At 61.4% G+C, this 20,864-nt stretch carries 16 protein-coding genes and 1 pseudogene; 10 read left to right on the top strand and 7 right to left on the bottom strand.

Annotation, left to right across the window (positions count from 1 at the left end):
- Positions 1-52: 52 nt before the first annotated feature.
- The 3 genes and pseudogenes from ACWHXD_RS02005 to pilM form a co-directional block, all read right to left on the bottom strand.
- Positions 53-1,023, bottom strand: a pseudogene (locus ACWHXD_RS02005) (pilus assembly protein PilP).
- Complete coding sequence (locus tag ACWHXD_RS02000) at positions 1,020-1,571, bottom strand: PilN domain-containing protein (RefSeq protein ID WP_056782692.1); 552 nt, start codon at positions 1,569-1,571, stop codon at positions 1,020-1,022. The pseudogene ACWHXD_RS02005 and the gene ACWHXD_RS02000 overlap by 4 nt, the downstream one beginning before the upstream one ends.
- A complete protein-coding gene (gene pilM, locus ACWHXD_RS01995; RefSeq protein WP_032893951.1) occupies positions 1,568-2,224 on the bottom strand; it encodes a type IV pilus assembly protein PilM in 657 nt (218 codons plus the stop codon). The genes ACWHXD_RS02000 and pilM overlap by 4 nt, the downstream gene beginning before the upstream one ends.
- A gap of 233 nt (positions 2,225-2,457) precedes the next feature.
- On the opposite strand from pilM, the gene ACWHXD_RS01990 reads away from it, so the two are divergent.
- Positions 2,458-4,920 carry a penicillin-binding protein 1A gene (locus tag ACWHXD_RS01990; protein ID WP_371861810.1) on the top strand — a complete coding sequence of 821 codons (2,463 nt, stop codon included), beginning with the start codon at positions 2,458-2,460 and terminating at the stop codon, positions 4,918-4,920.
- 182 nt (positions 4,921-5,102) lie between these two features.
- On the opposite strand, the gene ACWHXD_RS01985 is transcribed toward ACWHXD_RS01990, so the two are convergent.
- The 3 genes from ACWHXD_RS01985 to rpmE all read right to left on the bottom strand — a co-directional run bounded on the left by ACWHXD_RS01985 (position 5,103) and on the right by rpmE (position 7,608).
- On the bottom strand, positions 5,103-6,371 hold the full coding sequence (locus ACWHXD_RS01985) for a malic enzyme-like NAD(P)-binding protein (RefSeq protein WP_098949779.1): 1,269 nt from the start codon (positions 6,369-6,371) through the stop codon (positions 5,103-5,105).
- Between the two features lie 182 nt (positions 6,372-6,553).
- Positions 6,554-7,360, bottom strand: a complete 807-nt coding sequence (locus ACWHXD_RS01980) for a thermonuclease family protein (protein WP_138761718.1) — start codon at positions 7,358-7,360, stop codon at positions 6,554-6,556.
- Positions 7,361-7,374: 14 nt separating this feature from the next.
- Positions 7,375-7,608, bottom strand: coding sequence for a 50S ribosomal protein L31 (gene rpmE, locus ACWHXD_RS01975; RefSeq protein WP_138761719.1), 234 nt, complete (start codon positions 7,606-7,608; stop codon positions 7,375-7,377).
- A 423-nt stretch (positions 7,609-8,031) separates the two neighbouring features.
- Here rpmE and ACWHXD_RS01970 point away from each other — a divergent pair, with 423 nt between their 5' ends.
- Positions 8,032-10,251, top strand: coding sequence for a primosomal protein N' (locus ACWHXD_RS01970; RefSeq protein WP_032893961.1), 2,220 nt, complete (start codon positions 8,032-8,034; stop codon positions 10,249-10,251).
- Positions 10,252-10,305: 54 nt separating this feature from the next.
- Here ACWHXD_RS01970 and ACWHXD_RS01965 read toward each other — a convergent pair whose 3' ends face one another.
- Complete coding sequence (locus ACWHXD_RS01965) at positions 10,306-10,503, bottom strand: hypothetical protein (protein WP_138761720.1); 198 nt, start codon at positions 10,501-10,503, stop codon at positions 10,306-10,308.
- Between ACWHXD_RS01965 and argS the strand changes: the two genes are divergently transcribed.
- The 8 genes from argS to phaC (ACWHXD_RS01925) all read left to right on the top strand — a co-directional run bounded on the left by argS (position 10,474) and on the right by phaC (ACWHXD_RS01925) (position 20,850).
- Positions 10,474-12,210, top strand: coding sequence for an arginine--tRNA ligase (gene argS, locus ACWHXD_RS01960; RefSeq protein ID WP_138761721.1), 1,737 nt, complete (start codon positions 10,474-10,476; stop codon positions 12,208-12,210). The two genes, ACWHXD_RS01965 and argS, sit on opposite strands and share 30 nt — an antisense overlap.
- A 1-nt stretch (position 12,211) precedes the next feature.
- Positions 12,212-12,913, top strand: coding sequence for an SPOR domain-containing protein (locus ACWHXD_RS01955; protein WP_003187899.1), 702 nt, complete (start codon positions 12,212-12,214; stop codon positions 12,911-12,913).
- A gap of 791 nt (positions 12,914-13,704) precedes the next feature.
- Positions 13,705-14,235 carry an ATP-dependent protease subunit HslV gene (gene hslV, locus ACWHXD_RS01950; RefSeq protein ID WP_003171209.1) on the top strand — a complete coding sequence of 177 codons (531 nt, stop codon included), beginning with the start codon at positions 13,705-13,707 and terminating at the stop codon, positions 14,233-14,235.
- 37 nt (positions 14,236-14,272) lie between these two features.
- Positions 14,273-15,610 (top strand): ATP-dependent protease ATPase subunit HslU, encoded by a 1,338-nt coding sequence (hslU, locus tag ACWHXD_RS01945; RefSeq protein WP_032893966.1) that lies wholly within the window; start codon positions 14,273-14,275, stop codon positions 15,608-15,610.
- 149 nt (positions 15,611-15,759) lie between these two features.
- Positions 15,760-16,137, top strand: coding sequence for a gamma-butyrobetaine hydroxylase family protein (locus ACWHXD_RS01940; RefSeq protein WP_032893968.1), 378 nt, complete (start codon positions 15,760-15,762; stop codon positions 16,135-16,137).
- A gap of 249 nt (positions 16,138-16,386) precedes the next feature.
- Positions 16,387-18,066, top strand: a complete 1,680-nt coding sequence (gene phaC, locus ACWHXD_RS01935; protein WP_032893970.1) for a class II poly(R)-hydroxyalkanoic acid synthase — start codon at positions 16,387-16,389, stop codon at positions 18,064-18,066.
- Positions 18,067-18,231: 165 nt separating this feature from the next.
- Entirely contained in the window at positions 18,232-19,077 is an 846-nt protein-coding gene (gene phaZ, locus ACWHXD_RS01930; protein WP_003171205.1) for a poly(3-hydroxyalkanoate) depolymerase, read from the top strand.
- Positions 19,078-19,167: 90 nt separating this feature from the next.
- Positions 19,168-20,850 (top strand): class II poly(R)-hydroxyalkanoic acid synthase, encoded by a 1,683-nt coding sequence (gene phaC / locus ACWHXD_RS01925; protein ID WP_138761722.1) that lies wholly within the window; start codon positions 19,168-19,170, stop codon positions 20,848-20,850.
- The last annotated feature ends 14 nt before the right edge of the window (positions 20,851-20,864 follow it).

Genomic DNA, 20,864 nt, shown 5'->3' with positions numbered 1-20,864 from the left:
TCCATAGCGCCACACCGAAGGACGAGAAGGTCCTTTTCATTGTTTGATTCCGTTATGAGTTGACGTTCAGCACAAGGGTTCGCGGGCGTTGCAACCAAGCGCCCTGTCCATCGGGAAACAGCTCCACCAGCTCGACAGCCGCGTCTTGAATGGCCGTGACCTGGCCATGATCCGGCCCCAGATAATCACCCACCGCCAGTCGATACACCCTGGCTCCAGCGCGCAGCAAGGCGAAAGCCTGCACACCCCTGGACAGAGTGCCGACCATTTCGAACTGCTCCAGCCGCATACCCTCCAACAGCCCACGTGGCCGGGTGAAATCCGGTGCAAGAGCGGGCCGGCCGGGCACATGGACTGCTTGCAAGGCAGGCGCCTTGAACGGGTCGCGCAGGGACGACGGGGCGTAGACAAATGGCGGCCCGAGATCGAGTACCTGACGGGCCTTGCCGTTTTGCTGGGCGCTGCGATAGGTCTTGGCGAGCATGTCCAGACGCAGCAAGGCGCCCTGATGCCCAAGCGTAACGTCCTGCACGGTGACTACCCGAGGCAACCCACCCAAGGCACTGACAAACGTCGCCAGGTCGTGGTAAGCCCCGGAGGCGCTATCTGCATGGGTTGTTCGACATAGAGCTGGCGAGGCATTTCATCCAGCACATTGATGCCTTCAACCCACACCCCATGGGCAGCCGCCAGCCGGGCCAGGTCTTCCAGCACGGCAGGCACCTCGGACTCGCCGGGCAATTGCCCGAGAAGGCTGGCAACGTTGTCTTCCATACTCCGCACCTGCTGGGTGCGCAGCTCAAGGCTGGCGGCCAAGCCGGTCTTTTCTGTGAGTTGCTGCTGCAGCGCCTGCTCCCGCGCCTCAAGCCCGTGCAATCGCTCCCGCTGCGGCCCGCCATGCGAAACCTCGCCTATCGCCAGCACCAGGCCGGCCAGCGCACAGCCAAGCAGCACCTTGCCCGGCAGGGACCATTTAGCAGCGTTGTCAGAGAGCGTGGAAAAATCGAGCCTGGGCAGGCTCATGGTTGCGCCTCGCTGGATTCCCCCTGGCGAACCATCAATTGGAATTCACTTTCGCCGCGCGCACCTTCGGCCTGCACGCGCTGCAGACGGGTCGAACTGGAGCCCTGGGCTGGCTTGAGCTGCTGCATCAAACGGGCGATATCCTGGTTGCTTTCAGCTGTGCCGCGGATGCTGATGGTGTCGCCGTTCGCAACCACCTCATGCAGATGAACACCTTCGGGCACCGCACGAGCCAATTGCTCGAACAATCGGGCCCCTGAAGAGCGGGCATCGTGCAGGTCCTGAACCACCTTCATGCGTTCGGCCAGTTGCTGGCTTCGCTCCTGAAGATCGTCGATGGTCTTGATGCGCGAGTCCTGGGTGGCGATGTGCTCTTCCAGGCGGCTGTTGCGGCTGACCTGCCGGTCTATCGCCTGGTCGATCACTTGATCAGCCAACCACAATGCCGCGAGCGCCACGCAGGCAAACGCCAGCAATAGCACCAACAGGTATTTGCGCCTGCGCTCCGCCAGCGCCTGGCGCCAAGGCAAAAGATTGATTCGTGTCATCCAGCGAAACTCCTCAGGGCCAGCCCGCAAGCTACTCCCATCCCTTGGGCATCCAAGGCCCATTGTGCACCATCGACTCTGTGACCCGGCGTGAAGCTGGCAAAATCCTGAAGGCAAGCGCGCTGCAATGCAAACCCTTCTACATCGACCACTCGCGGCACCAGCCCCGCCATGGCCAAAACCGCCTCGCGCGCTTCGACCTGCTCGCGCAGGCACGCCGCCAGCATCACCTCTACCCACTGCGGGCCTTGAACCGATGGCCCTTGAACCTGAAAGTCGATGGCCACTTCATCCAATGGATAAGGGATGAACTGGTCGGCTTCCATCTGGATCTTCCAGGCCATTTCCTCGTCGCTCAGGCCGGCGTCCATGTCAATCAGCCGGGTAATCACCGACGGGCCTGCAACCGCCACGGCGGCGTATCGGGCCGAGGAACCCAGGCGCGACAGTGCCTGTTGCAGCACGAGACCCACACACTCCAGGTCCAGCAGGGTGCCATCGACCACCGCGTGGGGCGGCAGCACTTGGGTGACGTAGCCCTGGACGCTGAAACCGCCGGATGAACGGCCCAGTTCGATCAGCTTGATACCGCTGTCATTGATATCGACCCCCAACACCGTGTCGACTTTTCGCCTGAAAAATCCCTTTCCCATAAAACTCCCCAAAACTTTCCCTGTCATACCGGCTGTCATCTCGCCTGACTGCTGCCAGGCACCTTGCATTCGGTCGGCTTGTTCAAGGCTCGCGAATGACGCCCCAAGCCGAAAAATGCTTTAATGCCCAGCGTTTTTTCCCGCTTTTTATCTGCTGCCCGGGTCGATCCATCGTTTGCCATGCATGCCCCGACGCGTAACTCTTTCTTTTCTCTGGAAATCCAAAAGCCTTGATTCGTCTGCTGAAGTTTTTCGGGTACTCCATTGTCGCCATCGTCTGCGGGCTGCTGCTCGTATTCAGCGGGGCCTACCTCTACCTTAGTCCGGGTTTGCCCTCCGTAGAGGCCCTCAGAAGTATCCAGTTGCAGATTCCTTTGCGGGTCTACAGCAGCGATGAAAAACTGATCGCGGAGTTCGGCGAAATGCGCCGCACACCGATCCGTTTTGCCGACATTCCGCCCAATTTCATCAGCGCTTTGCTGTCTGCCGAAGACGATAATTTTGCCAACCACTACGGCGTAGACCCCAGCAGCCTGGTGCGTGCAGCCACGCAATTGGTAAAAAGCGGACACATTCAATCCGGCGGCAGCACCATCACCATGCAGGTGGCGAAGAACTTCTTCCTTACCAGCGAGCGCAGCTTTTCCCGCAAGGCCACCGAAATCCTGCTGGCGCTGCAGATCGAACGCCAGCTGACCAAGGATGAAATCCTCGAGCTGTACGTCAACAAGATCTACTTGGGCAACCGCGCCTACGGCATCGAGGCCGCGTCCCAGGTCTACTACGGCAAGTCGATTCGTGACGCCAGCCTGGCGCAGATGGCCATGATTGCTGGCCTGCCCAAGGCGCCGTCGCGCTTCAACCCGCTGGCCAACCCGGCGCGCAGTAAAGAACGCCGCGACTGGATCCTGGGCCGCATGTACAAGCTGGGCAAGATCGACCAGGCCGCTTATGAAAGCGCCGTGGCCGAGCCATTGAACGCCAGCTATCACGTGCCGACGCCGGAAGTGAATGCACCCTATATCGCCGAAATGGCCCGCGCCGAGATGGTGGGCCGTTATGGCAGCGAGGCCTACACCGAAGGTTTCCGCGTCACCACGACGGTGCCGAGCAACTTGCAGGAAATCGCCAACCATTCGGTACATGAAGGCCTGATCACTTACGACCAGCGTCACGGCTACCGCGGCCCCGAGTCGCGCCTGCCAGGCAAGACCCTGAGTGCCTGGACCACCGAGTTGGGCAAACAGCGCTCGATCAGCGGCCTGGACCCGGCCATCGTTACCCAGGTATCCAAAGACGGTATCCAAGTGCTGACCCGCTCTGGCGAAGCCCATGTAGCCTGGGACAGCATGAAGTGGGCGCGTCCGTTCCTGAACACCAACAGCATGGGCCCGATGCCCAAGCAGCCCTCCGACGTGGCCCAGGTGGGTGACTTGATCCGCGTGCAACGCCAGAAGGATGACAGCCTCAAATTCAGCCAGGTGCCGCTCGCCCAGGGCGCGCTGGTGTCCCTGGACCCGCAGAACGGTGCAATTCGCGCGCTGGTCGGCGGCTTTGCCTTCGAGCAGAGCAACTACAACCGCGCTACCCAGGCCAAGCGCCAGCCGGGCTCCAGCTTCAAGCCATTCGTCTACAGTGCCGCGCTGGACAACGGCTACACCGCTGCCAGCCTGGTGAACGACGCGCCCATCGTGTTTGTCGATGAATACCTGGACAAGGTCTGGCGCCCGAAGAACGACACCAACACTTTCCTTGGCCCGATCCGTATCCGCGAGGCGCTGTACAAGTCGCGTAACCTGGTGTCGATTCGCCTGTTGCAGGCGATGGGCGTAGGCAAGACCATCGATTACATGACGCGCTTTGGCTTTGCCAAGTCTGACCTGCCACCGAACCTGTCCCTGGCCCTGGGTACCGCGACCCTCACGCCGATGGAAATCGCCACCGGCTGGAGCACCTTTGCCAACGGCGGCTACAAGATCGCGCCGTACCTGATCGACAAGATCGAAAGCCGCAATGGCGATACCCTGTTCACCGCCAACCCGCCACGGGTACCTGGCGATGTGGTCAATGGCGTGGCCGCCACCGACGGGCTCGCAGCACCGAGCAACGGCGGTATCACCATCGAGCCGACGCCAGGCACGCCAGCGGCCGCAAACGCCGACGCACCCGCTGAGCCGCAAGCGCCAGCAGTTGCCGAACGCATCGTGGATGGCCGTACCACCTATATCCTCAACAGCATCCTGCAAGACGTGATCAAGAAGGGCACCGGCCGCCGCGCACTGGCCCTGGGCCGTGCGGATATCGCCGGCAAGACCGGTACCACCAACGAATCCAAGGACGCCTGGTTCTCCGGCTACAACGGCGACTACGTGACCACCGTGTGGACCGGCTATGACCAGCCTGAAAGCCTGGGCCGCCGCGAGTTTGGTGGCACCGTCGCCCTACCGATCTGGATGAGCTACATGGGCGCAGCGCTCAAGGACAAGCCGCTGCACACCCAGCCGGAACCGGAAGGCATCCTTAGCCTGCGCATCGACCCCATCAGTGGCCGTGCGGCTTCGCCGAGCACGCCGAATGCGTACTTCGAGCTGTTCAAGAGCGAAGACACGCCGCCGTCGGTCAACGAACTGGGCAACGGCGTAGTGCCGGGCAGCCCGCTGCCGGCGGATGAAGGCGCGCCGATCGATTTGTTCTGACGGGTTTGATCGTTCCCACGCTCTGCGTGGGAATGCATCTTGTGACGCTCTGCGTCACGACCTTAAACGCAGACGCGGAGCGTCCAGGGCGGCATTCCCACGCAGAGCGTGGGAACGATCAGCCACAAAAAAGCCCCGACTGATCACTCAGCCGGGGCTTTTTGTTGGTGCGCTACAACAGCTTAGCCGTTGAACACATCATCCACGCTTTGCAGCGGGTAGTTCTTCGGATACGGCAGGGTGGCCACACCGGTCTCGATAGCGGCCTTGGCCACGGCATCGGAGATCAGGGTGATCAGGCGCTTGTCCATTGGTTTGGGAATGATGTACTCACGACCGAATTCCAGCTTGGCGCCACCGTAGGCGTCGCACACGTCCTGAGGTACCGGCAGCTTGGCCAGTTCACGCAGGGCGTTGGCAGCAGCCACTTTCATTTCTTCGTTGATGCGCTTGGCGCGAACGTCCAGGGCACCACGGAAGATGAATGGGAAGCCCAATACGTTGTTGACCTGGTTCGGGTAGTCCGAACGGCCGGTGGCCATGATCACGTCGCTGCGGGTGGCGTGGGCCAGCTCAGGCGCGATTTCCGGGTCCGGGTTGGAGCAGGCGAACACGATAGGGTTCGGCGCCATGGATTTGAGGCCTTCAGCGCTCAGCAGGTTCGGGCCGGACAGGCCAACGAACACGTCGGCACCGTCGAGGGCGTCAGCCAGGGTGCGCTTGGAGGATGGGTGGGCAAACATCGCCTTGTACTGGTTCAGGTCGGTACGCTCGGACTGGATCACGCCCTTGCTGTCGACCATGTAGATGTTTTCCAGCTTGGCGCCCATGCTGATGATCAGCTTCATGCAGGAAATGGCCGCGGCACCGGCGCCCAGGCAGACGATTTTCGCCTCGCTCAGGGTTTTGCCAGCGATTTCCAGGGCGTTGATCATGCCGGCTGCGGTAACGATCGCGGTGCCGTGCTGGTCATCGTGGAATACCGGAATGTCGCACTGCTCGATCAGGGCCTTTTCGATCTCGAAGCACTCAGGTGCCTTGATGTCTTCCAGGTTGATGCCACCGAACGTGATGGAAATGCGCTTGACGGTGTCGATGAAAGCCTGCGGGCTTTCGGAGTCGACTTCGATGTCGAACACGTCGATGCCGGCAAAGCGCTTGAACAGCACGCCCTTGCCTTCCATGACTGGCTTGGAAGCCAACGGGCCGAGGTTACCCAGGCCCAGAATCGCGGTGCCATCGGAAATCACTGCAACCAGGTTGCCTTTGCCGGTGTACTTGTACGCCAGCTCTGGGTCACGGGCGATTTCACGTACGGGTTCGGCAACACCAGGGCTGTAGGCCAGCGACAGGTCGCGGGCAGTGGCAGTGGCTTTGGTGAGCTCTACACTCAGCTTTCCTGGACGAGGATTGGCATGGTATTCGAGAGCGGCAGTTTTCAAATCAGACATATCGGCATTCCGCTTTTACTGTTGGTCGACGGACCGCCGAGGATACGCGTGTCGTAAAGTCCCTACAAGACTGGGCAGTCACAGGTGTCAAGGGCCCTGGGCTACGACTTTTGGCCAAGAGCCACGGGATACAAGGGCTCAACTGTTCACAATCGAAATAAAAAATGTCTACAATTTTTTATTCAAAGCGTCGATTTCAGCATGCCGGGGTCGGTTATTGGCAACAACCAGCGTGCTTGGCCTTTTTTCAGGCCGCCACGGCGGGAACGATCCTGCACCCAGCCACGCGCCTCCAGGGTACGGCCTTGCAGACCATTGAGCGTGGCCGTATCGAATTGGCTGATCAGCTCGGGCGCAATGCGTAATACCAGTGAACCCTGCAGTTCAATCCAGATTCCGCCACGATTTCGCTCAACCTTACTGACCCGACCAGCCACCAGCGCAAACCCGGAGCGCTTGAGATTCGCCACGCTTTGCACTGGCGATTGGCGCCACAGGCCGAGCCGTGCCTGGCGGGCGCTGTTTTCGGCGGCCTGCTGGCAGGCAACCAGGTCCACATTCGGCGCCACACCCACTTGGTACCCCAGGCCCTCGGCCAGCAGTTGCGCCTCCAGGTTCTCGCCATTGGCGCCGTAGAGGTGAGCCAGGGTGCGCCCGTAATGGTCTTTACCTTCGCGCCCCGGCACCAGGCCGACGCGCCCATCACTGGCCTTGACCAACGCCTGCAGGCGCTGGCGTGCGGCGACGGCAAATGGCTCGTCAGGGCGACCCTTCTTGCCGGTTTCCGGCGCATTGAAGCCGATCATGCGTACGCTGCGACCATCCTTGAGCCGCACCGTGTCGCCATCCACCACACGCTGCACCTCGACCCTGGCGATGGCCGCCGGGGCGGGGCAGAAGGCGTCGGCCTGAGCGGTCGCCAGCCAAATCCCAGGCACAAAAAAGGCGCCCACAAGGGACGCCTTTTTCAACAGCAGGTAAAAGCCCATAAGGCTCTTGAACCTTACTCTGCTGGAGTAGCAGCAGGCTTCTTGCCGAAAGCACCAAAGCGATCTGCGAAGCGCTGTACGCGGCCGCCGGTGTCCAGAGTTTTCTGCTTACCGGTGTAGAACGGGTGGCACTCGTTGCATACGTCAGTACCCAGTGGCTTGCACAGGTTCGAACGCGTTTCGAACTTGTTGCCGCAGCTGCAGGTAACTACGATGGTTTCGTACGCTGGATGGATATCGGCTTTCATGGCACTTCCTCAGGCTAGCGTGCCGCCACTCGACACTATTGTCGAATACCGCACGTAATTAGGCCGCGGATTCTACCAGACCTTTTTAATCGCGCAAGCGACGGCAATGGCCAAAAAACACCTTTCATCAGAAACTCACGGCACTGCGCCATCAATGTGGGAGCCGGGCTTGCCCCAATGCCAGTCAGTCAAGGGCTTGTTGTAGGAGCGAGCTTGCTCGCGAGAAACTCACAGGCGCTGCGTTGATTCAGGAAGCACGCGTTATCGTTGACGTTTTTCGCGAGCACGCTCGCTCCTACGGTAGGCGATTGCGGCAAGCCAGCTCCCACAAGATCCGAACCCAGTACTGGAGACGTGACACCCCCGGTCTGCTAGGCTCGCGCCCCTGCGCCACCGCTTGCCTATATAAATGAGACTCCTCGCGTGCCCGACGCCATTTTGCGCCTAGCCCTGCCCTCGCCCCTGCGCCGCCTGTTCGATTACCGGGCCCCGCCCGGCGTGTCGCGTGCACAGTTGCAGCCGGGCATGCGTGTGCGCGTGCCATTCGGGCGCCGGGAAATGATCGGTATTCTGGTGGAAGTCGCCGACCACAGCGAAGTGCCTGCCGAAAAGCTCAAGCCGGCAATTGCCCTGCTCGACGCCACGCCGCCGCTGCCGCCCGCACTGTTCAAGCTGTGCCTGTGGACCGCGCAGTATTACCAACACAGCCTGGGCGATACCTTGAGCTGGGCGCTGCCTGTGCTGCTGCGCCAGGGCGAACTGGCCGAAGCGCGCCAGGAGCGTTTCTGGTCGATGGTGCCCGGCGCACGCCTTGACGACCCGCGCATCGCCCGCGCCCCGCGCCAACGTGAGGCTCTGGCCACCTTGGCGCAGCACCCCCACGGCGTGGCCCATCAGCTATTAAGCAAGCTGATGCTGAGCAAAGACAGCCTCGACCTGCTGCTGGCCAAGGGCCTGGTGCAGGTGGAAATCCGCAAGCACGCCCCGGACCCGCGCCACGAACACTGGCTGGCCCAACCGGAGTTGCCGCTGAACGCCGAGCAACGCGCCGCGTATGAGGCGATTCGCGCCGGTTTCGACAGTTTTCACGCGTTCCTGTTGGCCGGCGTCACTGGCAGTGGCAAGACCGAAGTGTATTTGCAACTGATCCGCGAGACCCTGCAGGCCGGCAAGCAGGCACTGGTATTGATCCCGGAGATCAACCTGGGCCCGCAGACCGTGGCGCGGTTCGAGCAACGCTTCAATGCCCGCATCGCCCTGGTGCACTCGGCGGTCAATGACCGTGAACGCCTGGAGTCGTGGCTGGCAGCGCGGGACGGCGAGGCCGACATTATTATTGGCACGCGCTCGGCGCTGTTCACGCCGATGAAAAACCCCGGGCTGATCATCGTCGACGAGGAGCACGACGGCTCCTATAAACAGCAGGAAGGTTTGCGCTACCACGCCCGCGACCTGGCGCTGGTGCGCGCCCGCCAGGAAGACATCCCGATTGTGCTGGGCTCGGCCACACCTTCCCTGGAAAGCCTGCACAACGCCTATACCGGCCGTTACGGGCTGCTGCGCTTGAACGAGCGCGCCGGTGGCGCCAAACAACCGCGCTTCCTGCGCCTGGACGTGAAAAGCCGCCCGCTGGACAGCGGCATTTCCGGCCCGATGCAACAGGCTATCGGCCAAACCCTCGCCGCCGGCCAGCAGGTATTGGTGTTTCTCAACCGCCGCGGCTTTGCCCCCACGCTGCTGTGCCATGACTGCGGCTGGATGTCTGGCTGCGAGCGCTGCGATGCGCGCATGACCGTGCACCAGCGCCACGGCGAGTTGCGCTGCCATCACTGCGGCCATGTGGAGCGGGTACCGCGCCATTGCCCGCAGTGCGGCAAGGTGGACCTGCGGCCCGTGGGCGCCGGCACCGAGCGCGCCGAAGAACGCCTGGGCATTCTGTTCCCGGACTACCCGGTGCTGCGGGTCGACCGCGACAGCACGTCGCGCAAAGACGCTATGAACCAACTGTTCACCACCATCCACAAAGGCCAACCGTGCATCCTGGTGGGTACGCAAATGCTTGCCAAAGGGCATCACTTCCCAAGGGTGACCCTGGTGTCGATCCTGGATGCCGATGGCGGGCTGTTCTCCGGGGATTTTCGCGCCAGCGAGCGCATGGCGCAGTTGATCGTGCAGGTGGCGGGGCGCGCCGGGCGGGCCGAAGAGCCAGGCCGGGTGATTATCCAGACGCACCTGGCCGACCACCCGCTGCTGATTCAACTGACGGAACAAGGCTACTTTGCCTTCGCCGAGCAAGCCTTGAGCGAACGCCGCGCCGCCGGCCTGCCGCCTTTTGCACACCTGGCGCTGCTGCGTGCCGAAGCCCACAAGCCCGGTCAGGCCGAAGGCTTTCTTGATGAGGCGTGCAGCGCCGCCGAACGTTTACTGGGCGAACTCGCCCTCAGTGGCATCGAATTACTCGGCCCGGTGCCAGCGCCCATGGAGCGACGCGCCGGGCGTTATCGCGCTCAGCTACTCTTGCAGGCAACCTCCCGCGCGCCGCTGCATCGGCTATTAAGTCGCTGGATGCTTGAGCTGGAGCAACTGCCCAGCGGCCGGCAGGTGCGATGGTCGTTGGATGTAGACCCGGTAGATTTGTATTGATCCACCCACCACTGTAGGAGCGAGCTTGCTCGCGAAAAACTCAAGAACACCGCGTTAAATCAGGAAGCCCGCGTTATCGTTGACGATTTTCGCGAGCACGCTCGCTCCTACAAAATGCTCCACAGGTCCGGAACGGTTGGCAAGCCCGCCCTCGCCACGGATAATGCCCAGTTTTTCCACCTGCGCATCGCGCGCCGCCGCTTGCGGTCGAAAGAGAACACCATGAAAGACACCATTCGCCAGCTGATCCAACAAGCCCTCACCCAACTCGTCAACGAAGGTGTGTTGCCTGAAGGCCTGTCGCCGGCGATCCAGGTGGAGAACACCCGCGACAAGACCCACGGCGACTTCGCCAGCAACATCGCGATGATGCTGTCCAAGCCGGCCGGCATGAAACCGCGCGACCTGGCCGAAAAAATCATCGCCGCCCTGCCGGCTGACGCCAGTGTCACCAAGGCCGAAATTGCCGGCCCAGGCTTTATCAACTTCTTCCAGAACACCCAGGCCCTGGCGTCACGCCTGGATGCCGCCCTGGCCGATGCCCGCATCGGTGCACGCAAGGCCGGCGACAGCCAGCGCGTGGTCATTGACCTGTCGGCGCCGAACCTGGCCAAGGAAATGCACGTGGGCCATCTGCGCTCCACCATCATTGGCGACGGCGTGGCACGGGTGCTGGAATTTCTCGGCGACACCGTGATCCGCCAGAACCACGTGGGCGACTGGGGCACCCAGTTCGGCATGCTGATGGCCTACCTGCAAGAAAACCCGATCACCAGCAACGAGCTGGCCGACCTGGAAAACTTCTATCGGGCCGCCAAAAAGCGGTTTGACGAGTCTGAAGAATTCGCCGACCGCGCCCGTGGCCTGGTGGTCAAACTGCAGGCCGGCGACGAAGAGTGCCTGGCGCTGTGGAACCGCTTCCGTGAGATTTCCCTCTCCCATTGCCAGGAAATCTACGAGCTGCTCAACGTGAAACTGACCATGGCCGACGTGATGGGCGAAAGCGCCTATAACGACGACCTGATCAACGTGGTCAACGACCTCAAGGCCAAGGGCCTGCTGGTCGAGAGCAACGGCGCCCAGTGCGTGTTCCTCGAAGAGTTCAAGACCGCCGACGGCGAGCCGCTGCCGGTGATCATCGTCAAGGCCGATGGCGGCTACCTCTACGCCACCACCGACCTGGCCGCCGTGCGCTACCGCAGTGGCGTGCTCAAGGCTGACCGTGCGCTGTACTTCGTCGACCAGCGCCAGGCCCTGCACTTCCAGCAGGTGTTCGAAGTGGCGCGCCGCGCTGGTTTCGTCACCCACCCGATGCACATGGAGCACATGGGCTTTGGCACCATGAACGGCGCCGATGGCCGCCCGTTCAAGACCCGTGACGGCGGCACCGTGAAGCTGATCGACCTGCTGACCGAAGCCCAGGAACGGGCTTACAACCTGGTGAAGGAAAAGAACCCGGAGCTGGCCGAGGCCGACCTGCGCAACATCGCCCGCGTGGTGGGCATTGGCGCGGTGAAATACGCCGACCTGTCCAAGCACCGCACCAGCGACTACAGCTTCAACTTCGACCTGATGCTCAACTTCGAAGGCAACACCGCACCGTACCTGCTGTACGCCTACACCCGCGTGGCCGGGGTATTTCGCAAACTGGGCAAGGACTTCAGCGAAGTCGATGGCCAGATCGCGCTGGACGCCGCCCATGAACAGGAACTGGCGGCCAAGCTCGCGCAATTTGGCGAAGTGCTCAACAGCGTTGGCGAAAAAGGCACGCCGCACATCCTGTGCACCTATTTGTACGAAGTGGCCGGCCTGTTCTCCAGCTTCTACGAGAACTGCCCGATCCTGACCGCCGACGACGAAGCCCAGAAACAAAGTCGCCTGCGCCTTGCCGCATTGGCTGGACGCACCCTCAAGCAAGGCCTGGAACTCTTGGGCCTGGAAACTCTGGAGCGTATGTAAGTTGGCTGCCAAGAAAAAACCTGCACCCAAGCGCGGCGCCAGCCGCTACCAGGCCCCGGCGAAGCAACCGATTCCGGGTTGGCTGTGGATGGCCATCGGCCTTACGGTCGGCGCATTTATCGTGTTTCTGATGAAGCTGGAGCCCGGCCAGGGCGATGACGTCAAGCGCGTCAAACAGGAGCAGCAAAAAGCCACGAAAATCGCCGAAGCCAACAAGACCGCGCCGAGCCCGACTGCACCGGTAAAGCCCAAGTACGACTTCTACACGCTGCTGCCGGAATCGGAAGTGATCGTGCCGCCTGACGCCGTGCCGGAAAAAACCCTGCCGACGCCACAAGTGCCAACCACGCCGGTAACCCCAGCAGAAGCGGCGAAAATCGATACCGCCCGCGCCCAGGCCGCGCTGGCCGGCATCACGCCGCCGCCAGCACCGCCAGTGGCAGCCACCAAGGCCGCGCCGGTGACCAAGTTCTTCCTGCAAGCGGGTTCGTTCCCGAAACAGGCGGATGCGGACCGTGTACGTGCGCAGATCATTCTGTTGGGCCAGTCGGTATCGGTTGAGTCTGGCACGGTGAAGGACGCGACCTGGTATCGCGTATTGGTGGGGCCGTTCAGCAACCGTGAACAGCTGACCGTGGCGCAAAAGCAATTGGCCGGCGCAGGGTTTAGCAACCTGTTGTTACAACAACGCCAGAGCCGCTGATTCAGCAGCCAACGCGGTTTTAATGTGGGAGCTGGCTTGCCTGCGGTAGCCATAGGTATCTACACAACGTTGTAGGCTGTCGCAGCAAACGGTAACCACGATGCGAAGCGAGCCGCTCTTGATCTTGATCTGGCTTTTGATCTTAGGCGCCCCGTCAAACCACGCTGGCCGTAATTCGCCAGTGATTTGGGGGGTAAACCGGCAGGGATGCCGGTTTAGCCGCCCCGCGCCATGGATGGCGCGTGGCGGCGGCCCCCCAAATCACTGGCGGATTACGGGCACACCGAGCCCAAGCGAGGTGCCGAGTGGTGGGGCAAGAGCCCTTTTGGTTACTTTTGGGGCTCTTTTCCAAAAGTGACCCGCTGTCAGAGCGGAACCCTAAGTGGCCGTTACCTAAATAACGGATATGTACCCGGTCCAACTGTGTTGACTGTCAGGCCGCCATCGCAGGCAAGCCAGCTCCCACATTTGGATCCTGGGGTGCCAGGGAGATAGGCGCCGGCTGTCAGTCCGTCACGAGAGCAAGCTCCCTCGCCACAAATCCAGCGTCACACCAAAGTTGTGTAGATACCTATGCTGCGATAGCAGTGTAACAGTCAATGTTTCAGTGACTGACACGCCGCTTTCGCAGGCAAGCCAGCTCCCACATTGGTTTGCAGTGTGCTCAAGCAGGTGCCGAAACCATAAACACCACTCGTCCGCCCTGCCTTCCTACGGTTGAAATCCCCCTCGCCACCCCCATATGAGTTTCCATCAGGGCATTTTCGCCCCGCTGCGTGGAGACTCTCCCCTTGACCACCATCGTTTCAGTACGTCGCCACGGCAAAGTTGTCATGGGCGGCGACGGCCAGGTTTCCCTGGGCAACACCGTGATGAAAGGCAACGCCAAGAAAGTGCGCCGCCTGTACCACGGCCAGGTGCTTGCCGGCTTCGCAGGCGCTACCGCCGACGCCTTTACCCTGTTCGAGCGTTTCGAAGGCCAGCTTGAGAAACACCAGGGCCACCTGGTGCGCGCCGCTGTGGAACTCGCCAAAGAATGGCGCACCGACCGCTCCCTCAGCCGCCTGGAGGCCATGCTCGCGGTTGCGAACAAAGACGCTTCCCTGATCATCACCGGCAACGGCGACGTGGTTGAACCCGAGCATGGCCTGATCGCCATGGGTTCCGGCGGCGGCTACGCCCAGGCTGCGGCCAGCGCGCTGCTGAAGAAAACCGACCTGTCGGCCCGTGAAATCGTCGAGACCGCCCTGGGTATCGCTGGCGATATCTGCGTGTTCACCAACCACAACCAGACCATTGAGGAGCAGGACCTCGCCGAGTAAGCCCTGGGCTTATTCAGGCTTGAGGCCGCCAAACACTATGTCCATGACTCCCCGCGAAATCGTCCATGAACTCAACCGCCATATCATCGGCCAGGACGATGCCAAGCGCGCCGTTGCCATTGCGCTGCGTAACCGCTGGCGCCGGATGCAATTGCCGGAAGAACTGCGCGTTGAAGTAACGCCCAAGAACATCCTGATGATCGGCCCCACCGGCGTGGGTAAAACCGAGATCGCCCGGCGTCTGGCCAAACTGGCCAATGCCCCGTTCATCAAGGTCGAAGCGACCAAGTTCACCGAAGTCGGCTATGTGGGCCGCGATGTCGAGTCGATCATTCGTGACCTGGCTGACGCCGCCCTGAAGATGCTGCGCGAACAGGAAGTGACCAAGGTCAGCCACCGCGCCGAAGACGCCGCTGAAGAGCGCATCCTCGACGCCCTGTTGCCACCGGCACGCATGGGTTTCAACGAAGACGCCCAACCTGCTACCGACTCCAACACCCGCCAGCTGTTCCGCAAGCGCCTGCGTGAAGGCCAGCTGGATGACAAGGAAATCGAGATCGAAGTGGCTGAAGTGTCCGGCGTGGATATCTCTGCCCCGCCTGGCATGGAAGAAATGACCAGCCAGTTGCAGAACCTGTTCGCCAACATGGGCAAGGGCAAGAAGAAAAGCCGCAAGCTCAAAGTGAAAGAAGCGCTCAAGCTGGTGCGCGACGAAGAAGCCGGGCGCCTGGTCAATGAGGAAGAACTCAAGGCCAAGGCCCTGGAAGCGGTCGAGCAACATGGCATCGTGTTTATCGATGAGATCGACAAGGTGGCCAAGCGCGGCAACTCCGGCGGCGTGGATGTGTCCCGCGAAGGCGTGCAGCGCGATTTGCTGCCGCTGATCGAGGGCTGCACGGTCAACACCAAGCTGGGCATGGTCAAGACTGACCACATCCTGTTTATCGCCTCCGGTGCCTTCCACCTGAGCAAGCCAAGCGACCTGGTGCCCGAGCTGCAAGGCCGTTTGCCGATTCGGGTGGAGCTCAAGGCGCTAACGCCGGGCGACTTTGAGCGCATCCTCAGCGAGCCGCATGCCTCGCTCACCGAGCAGTACCGCGAGCTGCTGAAAACCGAAGGGCTGGGTATCGAATTCCAGGCAGACGGCATCAAGCGCCTGGCGGAGATCGCCTGGCAGGTCAACGAGAAGACCGAGAACATCGGTGCCCGTCGCCTGCATACCTTGCTTGAGCGTCTTCTGGAGGAAGTGTCCTTCAGTGCCGGCGACATGGCCGGTGCGCAGAATGGCGAAGCGATCAAGATCGATGCTGATTACGTCAACAGCCACCTGGGCGAATTGGCGCAGAACGAAGATCTGTCTCGTTATATCCTGTAAGCCTTAACGCGCAACCGCGTTGCTTCAATGTGGGAGCGGGCTTGCTCGCGAAGGCGGTATATCAGTACCAGATGTGCTGGCTGACACACCGCCTTCGCGAGCAAGCCCGCTCCCACAGGTTGAAGCCGGTTCCTTCAGGATTATCTCCAATGGCCAAGTTTCCGACTGCTGTAAACCTGCACAAAACCTCCAACACCCTCGGCCTGACCTACGGGCCGGATGAAACCTATCAGTTGCCCGCCGAATTCCTGCGGGTGCACTCGCCTTCCGCCGAGGTCCAGGGCCACGGCAAACCCATCCTGCAATTCGGCAAGCTCAACGTCCGGTTGATCAAGCTGGAACCCGCCGGCCAGTACGCACTGAAATTGACCTTCGACGATGGTCATGACAGCGGACTGTTCACTTGGGACTACCTCTATCAGTTGGCCGTACGTCAGGACGCTTTGTGGGCCGACTACCTGGCCGAGCTCAAAGCCGCTGGAAAAACCCGCGATCCGAGTGAGTCGGTCGTGCGGCTGATGCTCTAGCCCAAGGGTCTTGCTGTTTAGAGCGCATTTTCTAATTTCATCTGCTTGAATGCCCTGTCGCGTGGCCAACGATTGGCCCGCTTGCGAAAAAAAATAAACTCGGGTAACCAATGGAGCTGGCAAGTTCCCTGCATTTGACGATGCGGTATCAACGGTCACCCGAGTCGCAGTACCAGGCTGGTGTCGTGTATCGAAATTGGGTGCGCAGCAATCGCCGGTACTCGTCTTTCGGACAATGGAGCGTCGTAGATGAGTAACAAGAATAACGATGACTTGAAACGCCAGGCCTCGGAAAACACCCTGGGGTTGAACCCGATCATCGCGTTACGCAAAAAGGATTTATTGGCCTCGGCCAAGATGGTGCTGACCCAAGCCATCAAGCAACCGTTGCACAGCGTCAAGCACGTCGCCCACTTTGGCGTTGAATTGAAGAACGTGATGTTCGGCAAATCCGCACTGGTGCCCGAGGGCGACGACCGTCGCTTCAACGACCCGGCCTGGAGCCAGAACCCGCTCTACAAACGTTATTTGCAGACTTACCTGGCGTGGCGCAAGGAACTTCACGACTGGATCGACGACAGCAACCTGTCGGCACAAGACATCAGCCGCGGCCACTTCGTGATCAACCTGATGACCGAAGCCATGGCCCCCACCAACAGCGCGGCCAACCCGGCGGCGGTCAAACGCTTCTTTGAGACCGGCGGTAAAAGCCTGCTCGACGGCCTGTCCCACCTGGCCAAGGACATGGTGCATAACGGCGGCATGCCCAGCCAGGTCAACATGGGCGCCTTCGAAGTCGGCAAAACCCTGGGCACCAGCGAAGGCGCGGTGGTGTTTCGCAACGATGTACTGGAGCTGATCCAGTACAAGCCCATCACCGAACAGGTACACGAACGCCCGCTGCTGGTGGTGCCGCCGCAGATCAACAAATTCTACGTCTTCGACCTGTGCCCGGATAAAAGCCTGGCGCGCTTCTGCCTGCGCAATGGCCAGCAGACCTTTATCGTCAGTTGGCGCAACCCCACCAAGGCCCAGCGCGAATGGGGGCTGTCCACCTATATCGAGGCGCTGAAGGAAGCGGTGGATGTGGTCACGGCGATTACCGGCAGCAAAGACGTGAATATGCTCGGCGCCTGCTCCGGCGGCATCACCTGCACCGCGCTGTTGGGCCACTACGCGGCGCTGGGGCAGAAGAAGGTCAACGCCCTGACCCTGCTGGTGAGCGTGCTGGATACCACTCTGGACACCCAGGTGGCGCTGTTTGTGGATGAGCAGACCCTGGAAGCGGCCAAGCGCCACTCTTACCAGGCCGGCGTACTGGAAGGCCGCGACATGGCCAAGGTCTTTGCCTGGATGCGCCCCAACGACCTGATCTGGAACTATTGGGTCAACAACTACCTGCTGGGCAACGAGCCGCCGGTGTTCGACATCCTGTTCTGGAACAACGACACCACCCGCTTGCCGGCGGCGTTCCATGGCGACCTGATCGAACTGTTCAAAAACAACCCATTGGTACGCCCCAACGCTCTGGAAGTGTGCGGCACGCCTATCGACCTCAAGCAGGTCACCGCCGATATCTACTCCTTGGCCGGCACCAACGACCACATCACGCCGTGGCAGTCCTGCTACAAGTCAGCGCAGTTGTTCGGTGGCAAGGTCGAGTTTGTGCTGTCCAGCAGTGGGCATATCCAGAGCATCCTCAACCCGCCGGGCAACCCCAAGGCGCGCTACCAGACCAGCGAGGGCCTGGCCGGCAGTGCGCTGGAGTGGCAGGAGAATGCGACCAAGCACACTGACTCGTGGTGGCTGCATTGGCAGGTGTGGCAGGCGGAACGGGCAGGGAAACTGAAAAAAGCCCCGACGACATTAGGCAATAAAACCTATGCCGCCGCCGAAGCGGCGCCGGGTACCTATGTACATGAACGCTAGGCATTTTTTGTAATTGAAATGAGATCAATGTGGGAGCTGGCTTGCCTGCGATAGCGATGGGCCTGCTAACTAATCGCTGACTGACAGAATGCAATCGCAGGCAAGCCAGCTCCCACACTGACCGAGTTCCTACAGTCCAATAGCACCATTTCACAGGGCTTGAGCATGCCGCAACCGTTCATCTTCCGTACCATCGACCTGGATGGCCAGACCATCCGCACGGCGGTGCGTCCGGGCAAGCCGCACTTGACGCCGCTGCTGATCTTCAACGGCATCGGCGCCAACCTTGAGCTGGTGTTTCCGTTCGTCCAGGCCCTGGACCCGGACCTGGAAGTGATCGCTTTCGACGTGCCCGGCGTGGGCGGTTCCTCGACGCCGAACCGGCCCTACCGCTTTCCCGGCCTGGCCAAGCTCACCGCGCGCATGCTCGATTACCTGGACTACGGCCAAGTGAACGCCGTGGGCGTGTCCTGGGGCGGAGCGCTGGCCCAGCAATTTGCCTATGACTATCCCGAGCGCTGCAAGAAATTGATCCTGGCGGCCACGGCGGCCGGGGCCTTCATGGTGCCGGGCAAACCGAAAGTCTTGTGGCTGATGGCAAGCCCCAGGCGTTATATCCAACCGTCCCACGTGGTGCGCATTGCACCGATGATTTATGGCGGCTCGTTCCGCCGTGATTCCAAACTGGCCGCCGAGCACGCGAGCAAAGTGCGCTCGGCCGGCAAGCTAGGCTACTACTGGCAGCTGTTCGCGGGGCTGGGCTGGACCAGCATTCACTGGCTGCACAAGATCCGTCAGCCCACCCTGGTGCTGGCCGGGGACGATGACCCGCTGATCCCGCTGGTCAACATGCGCATGCTCGCCTGGCGCATCCCCAATGCACAGTTGCACATCATCGATGACGGCCACCTGTTCCTGATCACCCGGGCCGAAGCCGTGGCGCCGATCATTATGAAGTTTCTGGAGGAGGAGCGCCTGCGCGCCGTGATACATCCGCGACCGGCGGTGTGAAGGAACACACCACCGCGCAACTTGCCAGGAACCGACTATGGTTCTGGATTGGCGTGCCTGCTTGATGTCTTGACGAAGGAGTGTTGGCTCATGCGAGAAAGACCCGTGACGAACCCGGCGCCCACCCCCGCTACGTTCATCAACGCACAAAATGCGATCACCGGCCTGCGTGGCCGGGACTTGCTGTCGACCCTGCGTACCGTGGCCGCACATGGCCTGCGCAACCCGGTGCACACCGCCCGCCACGCCCTGGCGCTGGGCGGCCAGCTGGGCCGCGTGCTGCTGGGTGAGACCGTGCACGAACCCAACCCCAGGGACCATCGCTTCAGCGACCCCACCTGGAAGCTCAACCCGCTGTACCGGCGCAGCTTGCAAGCCTATCTGAGCTGGCAAAAACAGACACGGCACTGGATCGATGACAGCGCCCTCAGTGACGATGATCGCGCCCGCGCGCAGTTCGCCTTCGCCCTGCTCAACGATGCCGTGTCCCCTTCCAACACCCTGCTCAACCCGCTGGCGATCAAGGAGTTGCTCAACTCCGGCGGCAACAGCGTAGTGCGCGGCGTAAGTAATTTGTTCGAAGACCTGCTGCACAACAACGGTTTGCCGCGCCAGGTCAGCAAGCACGCCTTTGAAGTGGGCCAAACCGTGGCGACCACGCCCGGTTCGGTGGTGTTTCGCAATGAGCTGCTGGAGCTGATCCAATACAAGCCCATGAGCGAAAAGCAGTACGCCAAGCCACTGCTGGTGGTGCCGCCGCAAATCAACAAGTACTACATTTTCGACCTGAGCCCGGCCAACAGCTTTGTGCAATACGCGCTCAAAAACGGCCTGCAGACCTTTATGGTCAGCTGGCGTAACCCGGACGTGCGGCATCGCGAATGGGGCCTGTCCACCTACGTGGCGGCGTTGGAAGAAGCGCTCAACGTGTGCCGGGCCATCACCGGCGCCCGCGAGGTCAACCTGATGGGCGCCTGCGCCGGCGGCCTGACCATCGCCGCGCTGCAAGGCCACCTGCAAGCCAAGCGCCAGCTGCGGCGCATCTCCAGCGCCAGTTACCTGGTGAGCCTGCTGGACAGCCAGATCGACAGCCCCGCGACGTTATTCGCCGATGAACAAACCCTGGAAGCCGCCAAGCGCCGCTCCTACCAGCAAGGCGTGCTGGACGGTCGCGACATGGCCAAGGTGTTTGCCTGGATGCGCCCCAACGACCTGATCTGGAACTACTGGATCAACAACTACCTGCTGGGCAAGGAACCGCCGGCGTTCGACATCCTGTACTGGAACAACGACAACACGCGCCTGCCCGCGGCCTTGCACGGCGATCTGCTGGATTTTTTCAAGCACAACCCCCTGAGCCATCCCGGTGGGCTGGAGGTATGCGGCACGCCCATCGACTTGCGCAAGGTCGCGGTGGACAGCTTCAGCGTGGCCGGCATCAACGACCACATCACCCCGTGGGATGCGGTGTACCGCTCCACGCAACTGCTGGGTGGCGAGCGGCGCTTTGTGCTGTCCAACAGCGGGCATATCCAGAGCATCCTCAACCCACCGGGCAACCCCAAGGCCAACTACGTCGAGAACCCCAAGCTGAGCAGCGACCCGCGCGCCTGGTATTACGACGCCCAGCACGTCGAAGGCAGTTGGTGGCCGCAGTGGCTGGAGTGGGTGCAAAAACGCTCCGGTGTACAACGCGAAACCCTCACCGCCCTGGGCAACCAGAATTACCCACCGATGGAAGCGGCGCCGGGCACTTACGTGCGGGTGCGCTGAGCTCAGCGATCAAC

It is taken from the genome of Pseudomonas fjordensis, from assembly GCF_976987115.1.
The sequence above is the reverse complement of the archived record's forward strand: the minus strand, read 5'-3'. Positions and strand labels throughout refer to the sequence as shown.

Bases quoted from the DNA above. Each gene is read 5' to 3' on its own strand.
- pilM (WP_032893951.1), bottom strand. From the start codon at position 2,224: ATGGGAAAGGGATTTTTCAGGCGAAAAGTCGACACGGTGTTGGGGGTC.
- ACWHXD_RS01980 (WP_138761718.1), bottom strand. From the start codon at position 7,360: ATGGGCTTTTACCTGCTGTTGAAAAAGGCGTCCCTTGTGGGCGCCTTT.
- phaC (WP_138761722.1), top strand. From the start codon at position 19,168: ATGCGAGAAAGACCCGTGACGAACCCGGCGCCCACCCCCGCTACGTTC.
- rpmE (WP_138761719.1), bottom strand. From the start codon at position 7,608: ATGAAAGCCGATATCCATCCAGCGTACGAAACCATCGTAGTTACCTGC.
- ACWHXD_RS02000 (WP_056782692.1), bottom strand. From the start codon at position 1,571: ATGACACGAATCAATCTTTTGCCTTGGCGCCAGGCGCTGGCGGAGCGC.
- argS (WP_138761721.1), top strand. From the start codon at position 10,474: ATGAAAGACACCATTCGCCAGCTGATCCAACAAGCCCTCACCCAACTC.
- ACWHXD_RS01985 (WP_098949779.1), bottom strand. From the start codon at position 6,371: ATGTCTGATTTGAAAACTGCCGCTCTCGAATACCATGCCAATCCTCGT.
- phaC (WP_032893970.1), top strand. From the start codon at position 16,387: ATGAGTAACAAGAATAACGATGACTTGAAACGCCAGGCCTCGGAAAAC.
- phaZ (WP_003171205.1), top strand. From the start codon at position 18,232: ATGCCGCAACCGTTCATCTTCCGTACCATCGACCTGGATGGCCAGACC.
- hslU (WP_032893966.1), top strand. From the start codon at position 14,273: ATGTCCATGACTCCCCGCGAAATCGTCCATGAACTCAACCGCCATATC.
- ACWHXD_RS01940 (WP_032893968.1), top strand. From the start codon at position 15,760: ATGGCCAAGTTTCCGACTGCTGTAAACCTGCACAAAACCTCCAACACC.